This window comes from Rhodanobacter sp. Root480, assembly GCF_001426645.1.
In the GTDB taxonomy this organism is placed as follows: domain Bacteria; phylum Pseudomonadota; class Gammaproteobacteria; order Xanthomonadales; family Rhodanobacteraceae; genus Rhodanobacter; species Rhodanobacter ginsenosidimutans.
Map to the genome: position 1 here is coordinate 1,039,377 of NZ_LMEX01000002.1, position 14,875 is coordinate 1,054,251.

At 67.6% G+C, this 14,875-nt stretch carries 14 protein-coding genes; 8 read left to right on the plus strand and 6 right to left on the minus strand.

Annotated features, from left to right (window positions below; all coding sequences use genetic code 11):
* Nucleotides 1-67 precede the first annotated feature (67 nt).
* Both pgl and zwf read right to left on the minus strand, forming a co-directional pair.
* Nucleotides 68-781 carry a 6-phosphogluconolactonase gene (gene pgl, locus ASD22_RS11540; protein WP_056083251.1) on the minus strand — a complete coding sequence of 238 codons (714 nt, stop codon included), beginning with the start codon at nucleotides 779-781 and terminating at the stop codon, nucleotides 68-70.
* A 66-nt stretch (nucleotides 782-847) separates the two neighbouring features.
* A complete protein-coding gene (zwf, locus tag ASD22_RS11545) occupies nucleotides 848-2,311 on the minus strand; it encodes a glucose-6-phosphate dehydrogenase (protein WP_304437644.1) in 1,464 nt (487 codons plus the stop codon).
* A gap of 248 nt (nucleotides 2,312-2,559) precedes the next feature.
* Between zwf and ASD22_RS11550 the strand changes: the two genes are divergently transcribed.
* The 3 genes from ASD22_RS11550 (at nucleotide 2,560) to nagA (ending at nucleotide 5,725) form a co-directional block, all read left to right on the plus strand.
* Nucleotides 2,560-3,312 (plus strand): GntR family transcriptional regulator, encoded by a 753-nt coding sequence (locus ASD22_RS11550; RefSeq protein WP_007080594.1) that lies wholly within the window; start codon nucleotides 2,560-2,562, stop codon nucleotides 3,310-3,312.
* 27 nt (nucleotides 3,313-3,339) lie between these two features.
* Nucleotides 3,340-4,371 carry an SIS domain-containing protein gene (locus tag ASD22_RS11555; protein ID WP_056083257.1) on the plus strand — a complete coding sequence of 344 codons (1,032 nt, stop codon included), beginning with the start codon at nucleotides 3,340-3,342 and terminating at the stop codon, nucleotides 4,369-4,371.
* A gap of 196 nt (nucleotides 4,372-4,567) precedes the next feature.
* Complete coding sequence (gene nagA / locus ASD22_RS11560; protein WP_056083260.1) at nucleotides 4,568-5,725, plus strand: N-acetylglucosamine-6-phosphate deacetylase; 1,158 nt, start codon at nucleotides 4,568-4,570, stop codon at nucleotides 5,723-5,725.
* A gap of 8 nt (nucleotides 5,726-5,733) precedes the next feature.
* Here the strand turns inward: nagA and ASD22_RS11565 are convergent, their stop codons facing one another.
* Nucleotides 5,734-7,896 (minus strand): prolyl oligopeptidase family serine peptidase, encoded by a 2,163-nt coding sequence (locus ASD22_RS11565; protein ID WP_056083264.1) that lies wholly within the window; start codon nucleotides 7,894-7,896, stop codon nucleotides 5,734-5,736.
* Between the two features lie 146 nt (nucleotides 7,897-8,042).
* Here ASD22_RS11565 and ASD22_RS11570 point away from each other — a divergent pair, with 146 nt between their 5' ends.
* Both ASD22_RS11570 and ASD22_RS11575 read left to right on the plus strand, forming a co-directional pair.
* On the plus strand, nucleotides 8,043-10,466 hold the full coding sequence (locus ASD22_RS11570) for a prolyl oligopeptidase family serine peptidase (RefSeq protein WP_056083267.1): 2,424 nt from the start codon (nucleotides 8,043-8,045) through the stop codon (nucleotides 10,464-10,466).
* A gap of 43 nt (nucleotides 10,467-10,509) precedes the next feature.
* On the plus strand, nucleotides 10,510-10,980 hold the full coding sequence (locus ASD22_RS11575) for a GNAT family N-acetyltransferase (RefSeq protein WP_200946354.1): 471 nt from the start codon (nucleotides 10,510-10,512) through the stop codon (nucleotides 10,978-10,980).
* Between the two features lie 130 nt (nucleotides 10,981-11,110).
* Here the strand turns inward: ASD22_RS11575 and ASD22_RS11580 are convergent, their stop codons facing one another.
* Together ASD22_RS11580 and ASD22_RS11585 are read right to left on the minus strand one after the other, a co-directional pair.
* On the minus strand, nucleotides 11,111-11,467 hold the full coding sequence (locus ASD22_RS11580) for a cupredoxin domain-containing protein (protein WP_156459001.1): 357 nt from the start codon (nucleotides 11,465-11,467) through the stop codon (nucleotides 11,111-11,113).
* Nucleotides 11,468-11,477: 10 nt separating this feature from the next.
* Nucleotides 11,478-12,026: a DUF4142 domain-containing protein gene (locus ASD22_RS11585; protein WP_200946355.1), complete on the minus strand. Its 549-nt coding sequence runs from the start codon at nucleotides 12,024-12,026 to the stop codon at nucleotides 11,478-11,480.
* A 146-nt stretch (nucleotides 12,027-12,172) separates the two neighbouring features.
* Between ASD22_RS11585 and ASD22_RS11590 the strand changes: the two genes are divergently transcribed.
* Nucleotides 12,173-12,871, plus strand: coding sequence for an RNA polymerase sigma factor (locus ASD22_RS11590; protein ID WP_056083272.1), 699 nt, complete (start codon nucleotides 12,173-12,175; stop codon nucleotides 12,869-12,871).
* A gap of 112 nt (nucleotides 12,872-12,983) precedes the next feature.
* On the opposite strand, the gene ASD22_RS11595 is transcribed toward ASD22_RS11590, so the two are convergent.
* Nucleotides 12,984-13,823 (minus strand): helix-turn-helix transcriptional regulator, encoded by an 840-nt coding sequence (locus ASD22_RS11595; RefSeq protein WP_235577624.1) that lies wholly within the window; start codon nucleotides 13,821-13,823, stop codon nucleotides 12,984-12,986.
* 243 nt (nucleotides 13,824-14,066) lie between these two features.
* On the opposite strand from ASD22_RS11595, the gene ASD22_RS11600 reads away from it, so the two are divergent.
* Both ASD22_RS11600 and ASD22_RS11605 read left to right on the plus strand, forming a co-directional pair.
* On the plus strand, nucleotides 14,067-14,318 hold the full coding sequence (locus ASD22_RS11600; RefSeq protein WP_056084260.1) for a hypothetical protein: 252 nt from the start codon (nucleotides 14,067-14,069) through the stop codon (nucleotides 14,316-14,318).
* Between the two features lie 84 nt (nucleotides 14,319-14,402).
* Complete coding sequence (locus ASD22_RS11605; RefSeq protein WP_056083275.1) at nucleotides 14,403-14,861, plus strand: MarR family transcriptional regulator; 459 nt, start codon at nucleotides 14,403-14,405, stop codon at nucleotides 14,859-14,861.
* Nucleotides 14,862-14,875 lie beyond the last annotated feature (14 nt).

A 14,875-nucleotide genomic window follows, 5' to 3' on the forward strand; every position in this document is an offset into this window, starting at 1 on the left:
GCCGGTTGCGGCGGCCATTTGCGTTCGTTGGCAGTGGCGATCAGGGCGAAGCCCGCGGGTGTGACCGTCAAGGGCACCAATAGACGGACAGCGGTGCGCGGGTCTGGGCCAGCACGCTGCGCACCGGATAATGTTGCGCGGCCCCCAGACCCAGCCTGGCATCGGCCAGCACGTCGCGTTTGGTGGCGCCGGTCACCAGCAGGTACAGCGCCCGGGTATCGAGCACGGCCGGCAGGCTCAGCGTGATGCGCGGCTCGCCCGCGCCGGGCGCGCGCATCGGCAACACCCGCGTTTGGCCGTCCAGATCAAGCGCCTCGGCCAGGTGATCGCCGCCGGGGAAGAACGAGGCGGTATGGCCATCATCGCCCATCCCCAGCACCACCGCATCGAACGGATGCGGCAGCGCGTCGATGCGCGCGTTGGCCTCGGCAAGGCCCGCCTCCGGGCTTTCCGCGCCGGTGTACAGCGGCACGAACTGCGCCGCGCTGGCGGCGTTCTGCAACAGCGTTGCCTTGACCAGCCGGGCGTTGGAGCGCTCGTCGGTGTCCGGCACCCAGCGCTCGTCGACCAGGGTGATGTGCACGCGGGCCCAGTCCAGCGATTCACGCGAGAGACGGGCGAAAAGATCCTTCGGCGTGCTGCCGCCGGAGACGGCCAGCACGGCGCTGCCGCGCTGGTCGATCCCCTCGCGCAGGTGGCCGGCGATGCGCTCGGCCAGCGCCGCGGCCTGCGCCTTGCAATCGGTGAAACTGTGGGTGGTGACGTTCAGTATGGAAGACATGGCATCAAGAGGGCGCCGCGCAACGGCGGCGCTAGGGATGGGAACAAGGGCGCGAACGCCCGCGGATCAATCGTTGTCTTCGTGCCAGGTGCGGCCATCGCGCTCGATCAATGCCACTGCGGCGCTGGGGCCCCAACTGCCGGCCGCATACGGACGCGGCGACTCGTTGCTGCCGGCCCAGGCAGCCAGGATCGGATCGGCCCACTTCCATGCGGCCTCCACCTCGTCGCGACGCATGAACAGGGTGGGGTTGCCGCGCACCACGTCGAGCAGCAGGCGCTCGTACGCATCCGGCTGTTGTACGCCAAATGCCTCGGCAAAACTCATGTCCAGCGGCACGTGGCGCAGACGCAAGCCGCCGGGGCCGGGGTGCTTGATGCTCAGCCACAGCTTCACGCCCTCGTCCGGCTGCAGGCGCAGCACCAGGCGGTTCTGCACCACCGGGCCGGCGGACGCGTCGAAGATGGAATGCGGCACCGGCTTGAACGCCACCACGATTTCCGACACGCGGCTGGGCAGCCGCTTGCCGGTGCGCAGGTAGAACGGCACGCCGGCCCAGCGCCAGTTGGCGATTTCCGCCTTCAGCGCCACGAAGGTTTCGGTGTTGGACTGGTGGTTCTCAAGTTCATCGAGGTAACCGGGCACGCTGGCGCCCTCGGCCACGCCGGCGCGGTACTGGCCGCGCACGGTGAGCTGGCTGGCGTTGCTGGCGTCGATCGGCTTCAGCGCGTTCAGCACCTTCAGCTTCTCGTTGCGCACCGCGTCGGGCGACAGCGACGACGGCGGCTCCATCGCCACCATGCACAGCAGCTGCAGGATGTGGTTCTGCACCATGTCGCGCAGCGCGCCGGCATGGTCGTAATAACCGGCACGACGGCCCAGGCCCAGCGTTTCGGCCACGGTGATCTGCACGTGGTCGATATGGGCGGAGTTCCACAGCGGCTCGAACAGCACGTTGCCGAAGCGCAGCGCCAGCAGGTTCTGCACCGTCTCCTTGCCGAGGTAATGGTCGATGCGGAAGGTCTGCGATTCGTTGAACACGCGGCCCACGTCGTCGTTGATGCGGTTGGCGCTTTCCAGGCTGCGGCCGATGGGCTTTTCCAGCACCACGCGCGACTTGCCCTCGTTCAGCCCGTACTGGCCCAGGCGGGCGCACAGGTCAACGAACAGGTCCGGCGAGGTGGAAAGGTAGAACACCCGCACGTGGTCGGGCTGCTCGCCGATCAGCGCCGCGAAGTCGTCCCAGCCGGCGTCCTTGCGCGCATCCAGCGGGCGGTAACCGACCTGCTGCAGGAACTGGTCGACCTTGGCCGGCTCGCTGCCGGCCAGCGCGTTCAGCGTCTTGCGCAGCGAGGCGCGGTAACCGTCGTCGTCGAGCACTTCGCGGGCCACGCCGATGATGCGGCTGCTGGCCGGGATCTGGCCGTCCACGAAGCGATGAAAAAGAGCCGGCAGCAGTTTGCGCAGGGCAAGGTCGCCGGTACCACCGAAAATGACCAGGTCGAACGGTTCGACCGGCAGGGAAATCACAGTCACGCCTTCACCTCAACGACAGCAAGCAGTTAGGGAAATGGACGAACGGGGTCGCCCACGCGGTTCGGCGCCGATCATACCAGTGGAATACCACAGCGCACCAGTTCCCCCGCCAAACGGCTGCGCAGGGTGGACAAAGCCCACCAACTTCGGAAATCATGCCCACCCACGCCATGCAGGCCCTCATTACCTGCCAAAGGCGGCGAAGTTGTCTAACTGGTTCGCTATTGGTATCTTTCGTAACTATGGAAAGCGCCCTGGCACTCGAATATCAGCGGATCTGCAACGATCCGGCCGTCTATCAACCGCTGGCGTATCTGCGCCTGCGCCGCGCGATCCGCAACATCGTGGAGCGCCGCGGCATCGAGCCGGGGCAGACCCTGCCCAGCGAACGCGACCTGGCGCAGACGCTGAAACTGTCGCGCGTCACCGTGCGCAAGGCGATCGCCGGGCTGGTTGAAGACGGCCTGCTGCATCAACGCCACGGCGCCGGCACCTTCGTGGCCGAGCGCATCGTGAAACCGATGTCGCGCCTGACCAGCTTCACCGAGGATCTGCGCGAGCGCGGGCTGTCGCCGCGCTCCGAATTCTTCGAGCGCAGCCTGGGCGAGGTGACGCCGGAAGAATCGATGGCGCTGAACCTCTCGCCCGGTTCGATCGTGGCGCGGCTGCACCGCGTGCGTTACGGCCAGGACGAACCGCTGGCGATCGAGCGCAGCGCCGTGCCGGCCAGCCTGCTGCCCGACCCGATGCTGGTCAGCGACTCGTTGTACGAGGCGCTGGAACGCTTCAACGCCCGCCCGCGACGCGCACTGCAGCGCTTGCGCGCGGTGTCGCTGAACGCCCATCAGGCGCGCCTGCTGCACGTTTCCGCGGGCAGCGCCGGGCTCAACATCGAGCGGCGCAGCTTTCTGGATGACGGCCGCGTGGTCGAGTTCACCTGCTCCTGGTACCGCGGCGACATCTACGACTTCGTGGCGGAACTGCAAACCGACTGATCCATTACCTTGGGAAAAACCACCGACATGGCTGCCAGCGACACGTTGATGTACACCGAAGCGCACGAGACGGCCGATGTCGTGGCGCGCCAGTTCGCCGCCAACGAAGGCGTGATCGCCGCGCTGGCGCAATCGCTGCGCGAACAGCCGCCGCGCTTCATCGTCACCTGCGCCCGCGGCAGTTCCGACCACGCGGCGGCGTACGCCAAGTACGTGTTCGAAACCCAGCTGGGCATCGCCACCGCCTCGGCGTCGCCGTCGGTGACCTCGGTCTACGCGGCGCCGCAGCAGTGGCAGGGCGCGTTGTTCATCGCCATTTCGCAATCGGGCAAGAGCCCCGACCTGGTGCGCAACGCGGAGGCCGCCAAGCTGGCCGGCGCGCGCGTGGTGGCGCTGGTCAACGTGGAGGATTCGCCGCTGGCGAAGCTCGCCGATACGGTGATCCCGCTGCACGCCGGCCCGGAGCGCAGCGTTGCCGCCACCAAGAGCTACATCGCCGCGCTGGCCGCCGTGCTGCACCTGTGCGCCCACTGGAAGAACGACCCGGCCCTGACCACCGCGCTGCAGGCCCTGCCTGACGCGCTGCGCAACAACTGGGATGCCGACTGGTCGTCGCTGAGCAACGGCCTGAAGGGCGCGCACAACCTGTTTGTGGTGGGGCGCGGTTTCGGCCTGGGCATCGCGCTGGAGGCGGCGCTGAAGTTCAAGGAAACCTGCGGCCTGCACGCCGAGGCATTCAGTTCGGCCGAGGTGAAGCACGGCCCGATGGCGCTGGTGGGTCCGGATTTCCCGGTGCTGTGCTTCGCCCAGGACGACGACACGCTGGACAGCACGCTGGCGGTGGCGCGCGAATTCCGCAACCGCGGCGCGCAGGTGTTCGTGGCCGCGCCGGGCCTGGAGGGCGAGGGCACGCTGCCGGTGGCCAGCGGCCTGCCCGCGCTGTGCACGCCACTGCTGATCATCCAGAGCTTCTACCGCGCGGCCAGCGAGCTAGCCTTGCTGCGCGGATTCAATCCGGATGTGCCGCCGCATCTGAACAAGGTCACCGAAACGGTTTGATCGGCTTCGTGCCCGGGCGCCGACGCTGAACGGCCCTTCGACTCCGGCCTGCGGCCTACGCTCAGGGCGAACGGTTGAGGGCCTGGACGGCATCGGAAAACACCGTTCGCACTGAGCGTAGCCCGCGTCAGCGGGCGAAGTCGAAGTGCCGGGACGAAGCCGGCATCCATCTTCTGTCCTTCATCGAGGCTCCATCATGACTCTCGCCCTTATCAACGGTCGCGTACTCACTCCTGAAGGCTGGCGCGATGACGTCGCCGTCCTGCTCGACGGCGCGCGTATCGCCGCCGTGCTGCCGGCCTCCGATCCGCGCGTACGCGACGCGCAAACCCATGACCTGGCCGGTGCCACGCTGCTGCCCGGCTTCATCGACGTGCAGGTCAACGGTGGCGGCGGCGTGCTGTTCAACGATGCCCCCACGGTGGAGACGATCCGCCAGATCGGCGTCGGCCATCGCCGCTATGGCACCACCGGTTTCCTGCCCACGCTGATCAGCGACGACGCCGACGTGATGCGCGCGGCATTGAAGGCCGTGGAGCAGGCGCTGGCCGAAGGCGTGCCGGGCCTGCTGGGCATTCATCTGGAAGGCCCCTACCTGGCGCCCGCGCGCAAGGGCGTGCACGACCCGAAGTTCTTCCGCGTACCCGATGCCGACGAGCTGGCGTTGCTGTGTGCGCCGCACCGTGGCGTGCGGCTGATCACGCTGGCGCCGGACCAGATGCCCATCGCCAGCATCAGCGCCCTGGCGGCCAGCGGCGTGATCGTCTGCGCCGGCCACACCGCCGCCGACTACGCCACCACACGCGCCGCGCTGGACGCGGGTGTGCGCGGCTTCACCCACCTGTTCAACGCCATGACCCCGTTCGGCAGCCGCGAACCGGGCGTGGTCGGCGCGGCGCTGGACGATGCCGAAAGCTGGTGCGGCATCATCGCCGACGGCCACCACGTGCACCCCGTCAGCCTGCGCGTGGCGATCGCCGCCAAGGCCCGCGGCAAGATGCTGCTGGTCACCGACGCGATGCCGCCGGTGGGCGCCGAAAGCCCGGAGTACAAACTCAACGGCGAAACCATCATCGTCAAGGACGGCGTCTGCCAGACCGCCAACGGCACCCTGGCCGGCTCCGCGCTGGACATGGCCGGCGCCGTGCGCAACGCGGTGGAGATGCTGCACCTGCCGCTGGACGAAGCCGCCCGCATGGCCAGCACCTACCCCGCCGATTTCCTGGGCCTGGGCGCCAGCCACGGCCGCATCGCGGCCGGTTATCAGGCCGACCTGGTGGCGCTGGATGCCGACTACCGCGTGCAGCAAAGCTGGATCGGCGGCGTCGGGAGCCAAGCCCCCGACGCCGTATGAGCACGGCCTTATTTGGCCGGCAACCCCAACTCATGCGCGAAGAAGGTCAGCCCGATGGCGGTGTCGCCCACCCGCTGGCTGAAGGGTGCGCCCACACCGTGGCCGGCATTCATGCGGGTCAGCAGCAGGATCGGTTGATCCGATGAGGTGGCGTTCTGCAGCGCGGCGGTGAACTTGCGCGATTGCCACGGCGCCACGCGCGGATCGTTGGCGCCGGTGGTCATCAGCACGGCGGGGTAGGCGGTGTTCGGCTTTGCGTTCTGCAGCGGCGAGTACGCCAGCGTGGCCTTGAACTGCGCGGGGTCGGTGATGCTGCCGTACTCGCTGACGTTGTACGGGCCGTTGGCGAAATCCGTCTCGTGGCGCAGCATGTCGTAGATGCCCACGCGCGCCACCACGGCGCGGTAATCGGCCGGATGCTGCACGATCTGCGATCCCATCAGCAGGCCGCCGTTGCTGCCGCCCAGGATGCCCAGGTGGGCGCGGTCGGTCCAACGGGTATTGAACAGCGCCAGCGCGGCCGCGTGGAAATCGTCGAACACGTTCTGCTTGTGCAGCTTCTGGCCTTGCGCATGCCAGGCCTGGCCGTTCTCGTTGCCGCCGCGGATGTTGGCGTAAGCCAGCACGCCGCCGCGCTCCAGCCAGGCCAGGTTGGCGCCCACGAAGCCGGGTTTGATCGGGATGTCGAAGCCGCCGTAGCTGTACAGGATGGTGGGGCGCGCGCCGTTGGGGGTGATGCCGGGCATCGACAGCACGGTGACCGGAATCTTGGTGCCATCCTTCGAGGTGCCGTCGATGCGCTGCACCTTCACCTTCGAATAATCGGCGGCAGGCTTGACCTGGAAGATCGTCTTCAAGCTGCCGCTGCGGCCGTCGTATTCCACCCAGCGCGACGGCGTGGTCCAGCCGCTGTAGCTGATCAGCGCCTTGTCCTGGCCGGACTCGGAGGCGATCGCGCCCACGCTGATACCGTGCGCCGGCAATGGCAGGCGGCGCACGAAGGCGGCCTTGGCGTCGTACTGCTCCACCCACCAGTCCGGGCCTTCGCTGCGCACCACCAGGAAGCCGTTGCCCAGCGGCGCCAGTTGCTGGATCGCACCCTTGCGCTCGGGCAGCACCGTGGTGGTGGCACCGTTCGCATCCACCGCCACGATGCGGCCGCGCGGCGCGTCCGCGAACGTCGCCACGTATAGACGTCCAGACACCCAGGCCGCGGTGCGCGCGTTGGCGTCATGGCCCAGCACCGGGCGGAACGCACTGCCGCGACGGATGAACACCTCGGCCGGGCCGCCATCGCCTTCGTAGGCCAGCACGGCGGCCTGCGCCGAGGTGGTGTCATCGACCAGCACGTACTCGGCCACCTTCGAATAATCGCGGCCGAATACCGTGCGGTCGGCCGCGGCGGGCTGGCCCAGCGTGTGGTGCGCCAGCGCCGCGTTGAACTGCTCCACCGGCTTGCCAGGCACCGGCGGCACGAAGCGCACATAGCTGAAGCCGCGCTCGTCGGCATCCCACGCCACGCCCTGCGGCGTGGTGCCACCGCCGGCCCAGGGCAGGGTGTCGGGCAACAGCGTGCCGCTGTGCACGTCGAGCACATGCAGGGTGGTCAGCTCGCTGCCGCCCTCGGCGCTGCCGTAGGCCAGGTAGCGCCCTTTCGGCGAAGGCCAGTAGCCGGTGATGGCGGTGCCGCCTTGGTCGGCATTGGGGTCCACCAGCGTTTTGGCGGCGCCGTCGGGCCAGGGCTGCGCGATCACCACCGGCTGCGGCTGCGGTGGCGTCTGCTGCTGGTAGAACAGCGTGCCGCCGGCCAGCACCGGACCGCTGCGGGTGGTGGAGGTGATCGCCAGCTGGCGCACCCGCGCGGTGAGCGCCGCACCCTCGGGCATCTTCGCCAATTCGGCCTCGGTGTAGGCGTTCTGTGCGCTGATCCACGCCTGCACCTGCGGATCGTCGGGGTTTTCCAGCCAGCGGTAGGGGTCGGCCACGGTCACCCCGTGCAGCACGCTGCGGTCGGTCCGCGCGGGCGTCTGCGGCGGCAGCAGGCGCTGGCCGATCAGCGACACGTCGCGCGATGGCGTACGTGTGACTGGCGTCGGCGCCGTCGATGTCTGGGCGAGACAGGCCGCAGCGGGTGCGAACATCAGGATGGCCACCACGAGGGCTTGGCGCATGACGGAAACTCCCTGCAAAACGAAGGCACCGAGGGTAACGCGAGCCACTTCGATTCCGGGTGATTTCGGGGCCTGACTTGTGGCAGGGGTGGCGCCCGCGTGCCGGATCGCCCGCTATGCTGACCATTTGCAGGAAAACCCCGAAGATGCGTCGACTGCTGCTTGCCGGCCTCATTGCCTTCACCGTGCTGCCGCTGGCGGCGACACCGCCGTCCACCCCGCAACCGCTGGACCTGGAAACCATCATGGCCAACCCGGATTGGGTCGGCCAGGCGGTGGAAAGCCCGTACTGGAGCGTGGACGGGCGCAGCATCTACTACGCGGTGAAGCGCGACGGCAGCCCGGTGCGCGACCTGTACCGGGTCGACGCGGCCAGCGGCCAGGGCGTGAAGCTGGATGCCGCGGCGCGGGCGCAGGCCGGCGGCGATCCGGTGTTCGACCGCCGCCGGCAGCACGCCGCGTACATCCTGCATGGCGACGTTTTCGTGGTCGACGTGGCCAGCGGCCAGCGGCGCCAGGTGACGCGCACGCCGCAGGACGAGTCCGAGCTGCAGTTCTCCGCCGATGGCCGCGCGCTGCAATACCGCGACGGCAACGACTGGTACAGCTACGACCTGGCGCAGGCTGTCGTCGCTCCGGTGGCCTTGCTGAAATTCGCCGACGATCCGCAGGACGCCAAGCCCGATGCGCTGGGCGAGCGGCAACTGGCCACCTTCAGCACGCTGCGCCAGCTCAAGGCCGACAAGCAAGCCGTGCGCGACGAGACCGAGGCGTTGCAGGCCGCCGACCCCGGCCGCGCGCCGATGCCGTTCTGGCTGGGCGACAAGATCAAGCTGGTGGATGCCCAGCTCTCGCCCAACGGCCGCTGGATGCTGCTGGTGACCGTGCCCAAGGACGCCAACCCGGGCAAGCTGCCGCAGCTCACCCACTACGTCACCGACAGCGGTTACGCCGAGCCCGAGGACGTGCACACCTACGTGGGCCGCAACGACCCGGCCGGCCAGTCGCTGCTGCTGCTGGACCTGGTCAAGCACAAGCCCTACGCGCTGCCCACCGACAACCTGCCCGGCATCAAGGACGACCCGCTGAAGACGCTGCGCGGCGACGCCATCGCCGCGCTGGAAAAAGCCGGCAAGGCCGACCAGGCCAAGGCGCTGAAGGCGCCGGACGTGCGCCCCGTGACCGTGGCCGGCGACGGCAGCGACAACATCGCCTGGAGCGACGATGGCACCGAGCTGGCCGTGCAACTGCGCGCCATCGACAACAAGGACCGCTGGATCGCCAGCGTCGATTTCGGCGACCACGCGCTGGTCAATCAGCAGCGGCTCACCGACCCGGCCTGGATCAACTGGAACTTCAACGATTTCGGCTGGCTGAAAGACAGCCACACGCTGTGGTATCTCAGCGAACAGAGTGGCTGGTCGCAGCTCTACAGCAAGCCGCTGGATGGCAAGGCCAAGGCGCTCACGACCGGGCGCTTCGAAGTCAGCCATCCGCAATTGAGCCCCGACGGCCGCTGGTTCTACCTGCGCAGCAACCAGGTGGCGCCGTACAGCTACGACGTCTACCGCGTGCCCAGCACGGGCGGCGCAATGACGCGCGTCACCCAATACCAAGGCATGGACGACTTCAAGCTCTCGCCCGACGGCAGCCAGCTGGCGGTGCTGCATTCCTCCGCCTACCGTTTGTCGCAACTGGCAGTGCAACCCGCGACCGGCGGCACGTCGCGCGAGCTGACCGACACGATGAAGCCGGCCTTCACCGCGCGAGCATGGATCACCCCGAAGATCGTGCAGATCCCCTCCAGCCACGGCGCCGGCGTGATCTACGCCAAGTACTACGGGCCGGCCGAAAGCGATGGCGCCAGCCGCCCCGCCGTGCTGTTCGTGCACGGCGCCGGCTACCTGCAGGACGTGACGCTGTCGTCCACCTATTACTTCCGCGAGCAGATGTTCAACAACCTGCTGGTGCAGCGCGGCTATGCGGTGCTGGACATGGATTACCGCGCCTCCGAAGGCTACGGCCGTGACTGGCGCACCGCGATCTACCGCAACATGGGCCATCCGGAACTGGAGGATCTGCTGGACGGCAAGGCCTGGCTGGTGAAGCACCACGGCGTGGACCCCCAGCGCGTGGGCATCTACGGCGGCAGCTACGGCGGCTTCATGACCGAGATGGCCTTGCTGCGCGCGCCCGGTGAATTCGCCGCCGGCGCCGCGCTGCGACCGGTCAGCGACTGGACGCTGTACAACCACGAATACACCGCCAATATCCTCAACGACCCGCAGATCGATCCGGCCGCCTATACGGCCAGCTCACCGATCGAGTACGCCGACCAGTTGCAGGACCCGCTGCTGATCGAACACGGCCTGATCGACGACAACGTGCTGGCCGAGGATTCCATCCGCCTGTACCAGCGCCTGATCGAGCTGCGCAAGAAGAACTTCTGGATCTCGCTGTACCCGATGGAGCGCCACGGCTTCGTGCATCCCGACGCGTGGTATGACGAATACCGGCGCGTGTACGAGCTGTTCGACACCTATGTGAAACCGACGGCGCCGAAGCCGTAGTTGCCTATACTTTCGTACCGAACGACAAGGCTGGTTTTTCACCGTGCATTACGAGATCACCCAGGCGTCCACCACCGACGCCCAGGCCATCGCCGGCATGGCCGTTGCGCTCACCGAGGAAATTTCCCGCCGCATGGGCGTGCAGCATTTCGACCTGGACCTCGACGGCACCGCCGCGCTGTGCGCGCGGACGCTTGCCGAAGGCAGCTACACCGCGCTGTTGGCCACGGTGGACGAGCGCCCGGTGGGTTTTGTCGGCCTGTCGCAGGGTTGTGCCCTGTACGCCGGTGGTGCCATCGGCACGATGCAGGAGTTCTACGTGGCGCCCGACTTTCGCTCGGGCGGCATCGGTGCCGCCTTGATCGACGCAGTGAAGGCGCAGGCGCGGGCGCGCGGTTGGCGCCGCATCGAGGTCTGCACGCCGCCCCTGCCCGAATTCGACGCCAGCCTCCGCTTCTACATCCGCGAGGGTTTCGAGATCAGTGGCGGACGAAAGCTGAAAGCCATCGCGTGAAAAAATAGAGGGCGCGCCACGTATTGGCGCGCCCCCGACTGCAGGAGCGGCTTCAGCCGCGATGCTCTTGCTTTTCAGCCTCAGGGCGAGAGCATCGCGACTGAAGTCGCTCCTGCAGAAAGCGATGGCGCTACTTCACCACCAGCGTGGCCACCATCGTGGGGTGGAACTTGCAATAGACCTCCACCGTGCCGGCCGTGGCTTTCATGCGCACGGTGGCGCCGGGTTTCAGGTCGATGTCGAAGCGACCGTCACGAGCGGTGGCGGTGTGTTCCAGGATGCCGCGATTGACCCACTCGATGATGTCGCCGGCGCGTACGCCGGTCGGCATCGGGCCGTACTGCATCGTGTCGACCACGATGACGTGCACCTGCGGTGCCGGCGTGGCCGATGGGACGGCCGTGGGGGCTTTTGTCGGCGGGGTGGCCGCCACCGCCAAGCCGCTCATCGCCAGCAGACTGGCAAATACCATCAACGTGCAACGCATGATCCGCTCCTTACTTCAGGCTCTGCACCAGGTGTTCGGCGTGCATCTGATGCGACTCGAACAGCTTCAGACCGGTTTCCAGCAGCGACTTCAGCTCTTCGTTCCTGGCCGACGGAATCAGCGTGCCGGAAAGCGCCTTGTTGACCGTCTGGTGGAAGGCCACCTCGTTGGCCGCATAGGCCTTGTCGTAGGCGTCACCGCTGAGCGCGGCCAGCTTCACCTGCTCAGCCGCGGCGGCCTTGGCCAGCGCCTGGCTGGTGGGGTTGTCGGCCGGCGTCACACCCAGCTTCTTGCACAACGCCAGCGCCTGTTCGTTGACGGCGGCGTGGTCACGCGCCATTTCCTCGGCGAAGGCGATCACGGCCTTGTTGTGGGATTTCTTCAGCGCCTGCTTCGCCGCGGTGACATCGATGGCACCGGCGGTATAGGCGATGTGCGCGATCTGCGCGTCATCGATGGTGGCCGGCGCGGTGGCGGCGGCCGGCGCGGGCTGCGCCTGCACGCTGGCGACGGTGCCGAAGGCAAGGGCGATGGCGAGAGCGAAAAGTGACTTTTTCACGTGATTTCTCCTGATGGACATGGGCAGGTTCGGCAGTTGCCCGTCTGCGGCCATGGGATGCGCGTGCTGCCCGCGAGGTTCCGGAAATCTGCGGCGGGAACCTGCGGCGAGGTCATCGCATCCCAATCGGTGTACAAGGAGAAATCATGTCCGCTTCCCTTCATGCCGTTGCCGTTGACTACACCGCGCTGGACGATGCCGCGCTGGTTGCCCTGGTGCGTGGTGGCCAGCAAGGCGCGTTCCGCCACATCATGCAGCGCTGCAACCAGCGACTGTTCCGCATCGCCCGCAGCGTGCTGGGCGAGGATGCCGAGGCCGAGGACGTGCTGCAGGAGTCCTACCTGCGCGCGTATCGCAAGCTGGATACCTTCCGCGGCGAGTCCAGCCTGCTGACCTGGCTCACCTCCATCGTGCTGAACGAGGCCCGTGGCCGGCTGCGCAAGCGGCACAACATGGTCGGGCTGGAGAAAATCGACGAGTCCCCCATGGATACCCACCAGATCGTCCAGTTCCCCTCGCGCTTCGGCAGCGAAGACCCGGCCGTGTCCGCCGCGCGCACCCAGATCCGCCACCTGCTGGAACACGCCATCGACGCCTTGCCGCCGGCGTTCCGCACCGTCTACATGATGCGCGACGTGGAGGAGTGCTCGGTGGAGGAGACCGCCACCCAGCTGGCGATCAACCCGCAAACAGTGAAGACCCGCCTGCATCGCGCCCGCCGGCTGCTGCGCCATTCACTGCACGGCACGGTGGCCGCCTCCCTCACCGACGCCTTCCCCTTCATGGGCGAACGCTGCGCCCGCGTCACCGAGGCGGTGATGGCGCGGTTGACGGCGAAGGGGTAACCGTTTCCTGTAGGAGCGACTTCAGTCGCGACGCTCTTCCCCCGGACCCGAGCCCCCAGTCCGACCAAGAGCATCGCGACTGAAGTCGCTCCTACAGTGCTGGTGATGGCTATCAGCCGCCCAGGCGCTGCGCCATCCGCGCGAAGCTGGCGGCGGTCGGCGCGTCGGCGGGGGCGAAGAAGAACGCGGTGGCGCGGTCGAGGTGGTCTTCGTCGCGGATCGGCATGCGCATCGAGTGGATGCTGAGGTGGCCGAAATCCGGGTGGAAGAACGGCACGATGATCGCGCTCAACGGCGCCGTGTGGCAGCGCTGCCACAGCGTCACGAATTCGGGGCTGGCCGCCGTCAGCGCGGCGATCAGGTGGTCGAAGCGGGTGTCTTCGGGATGCGCCGCGTAATTCATGCGGAACATGCCCAGCAGGTTCAGCGCGCCGTTCTCGAAATCCGGGTACAGCCGGCGCCGCGCCGGGTTCATGAACGCGTTCCAGATGTGGTTGTCGGCGAATGGCCCGCCGAATTCGCCCAGGTCGTACAGCTTCCCCGCCAGCCGGTTCCAGGCCAGCAGGTTGAACACCGTATCCAGCACGAACGCCGGCGCCTGGTACAGGTCCAGCACCTGCTGAGTCACCGGCGGCAGGGTAAAGTGGTGCTCGGTCACCTCGGTGCGTGACAGGCCCATCAGCGAGAACAGGTAGGTTTCGTCGGTGGCCGACAGCGACAGCGCCCGCGCGATGCGGGTGAGCGCGGCGGCCGACACGTTGATGTCGCGACCCTGCTCCAGCCACGTGTACCAGGTGAGCCCCACGTCAGCCAGCGTGGCCACTTCCTCGCGCCGCAAGCCGGGTGTGAGCCGGCGCGTGCCGCGTGGCAAACCCACCGCCTCGGGCGTCAGCATCGCCCGCCGCGTGCGCAGGAAAGCCTTCAGCTCGTTGCGTTGCATGGGCGTGGTCATCGACAACCGGTGTGGTGGTGGTGGGAGTACCAGCAGTGGGAAGTGCCTTCCCATGATAGCGGCGGTGGAAATAGGGTTGCCTGTCCCGTCCGTCACCCTTCCACGCCGGTGATCGCCGATCACGGCCACGCGGACGCCCGTTTTGTTCAACCCGCACCCACCACGCACGGCTCCCCAGCCGTTCGCCGTGCCCGCCGGCCATCGCCGTGCCTGTTTGTTTTGCACCTTCGCCAGGAGACCGACATGTCGCTACTCCCCTTTCCCCAACCCGTGCAGCCCGACACCGATGCCTTCACCGATTTTGTGGTGCACGCACAGCTGATGCTCGATCCGGCCACGCCGGAATCGGTACGGCGCGAAGCCGAACCGCGCCTGCTGGGGCAGCTGCCCACCTTGCTGGCGCTTGGCGTGTTCGACCTGTTTGCGATCCGCGACCCCGCCTTGCGCAACCTGGTGCAGGACGAACTGGCGAGCCTGCGCGCCCGGGCGGGCTAAAGCGCGGCAACACTTGCCAGAGCAAAGATGAACGTCCATATATTTGCCTTGACAAATATATCTGTGGCAATAGAATGCACGGCCATGAATTCCGAAGTGCTCGCTTTTGGCACGCCCCGGGAGAGCCTGGGCATCCTGCTCGGCCTCGTCCGCAGCGAAGTCGTGCGTGCGATGGAGGCCGAACTGGCGGCCAAGGGATTGAACCTGAGCTTCACCCAGTTCCTGATCATCAAGCGGCTGTCCCGGCTTGGCCCGATGTCGGCCACCGAGCTGGCCCGCTCGGTGGAGCTGGACGGCGGCGCCATGACCCGCCAGCTCGACCAGCTCGAAGGCAAGGGCTACCTGCGCCGCTGCCGGCATGAGCAGGACCGCCGCGCGCTGCGGATCGAGCTGACCGAGGCCGGCAGCACGCTGTGGCAGGAGCTGACCAACTGCAACGAACGCGTGCTGAGTGCGGCCCAGCGCTCGCTGGATGAAGCCGAACAGGCGCAACTGCACGACTACCTGGAGCGCGTGCTGCACGCGCTTCGCGACAAGAACTGACCCTCTCACCCCGG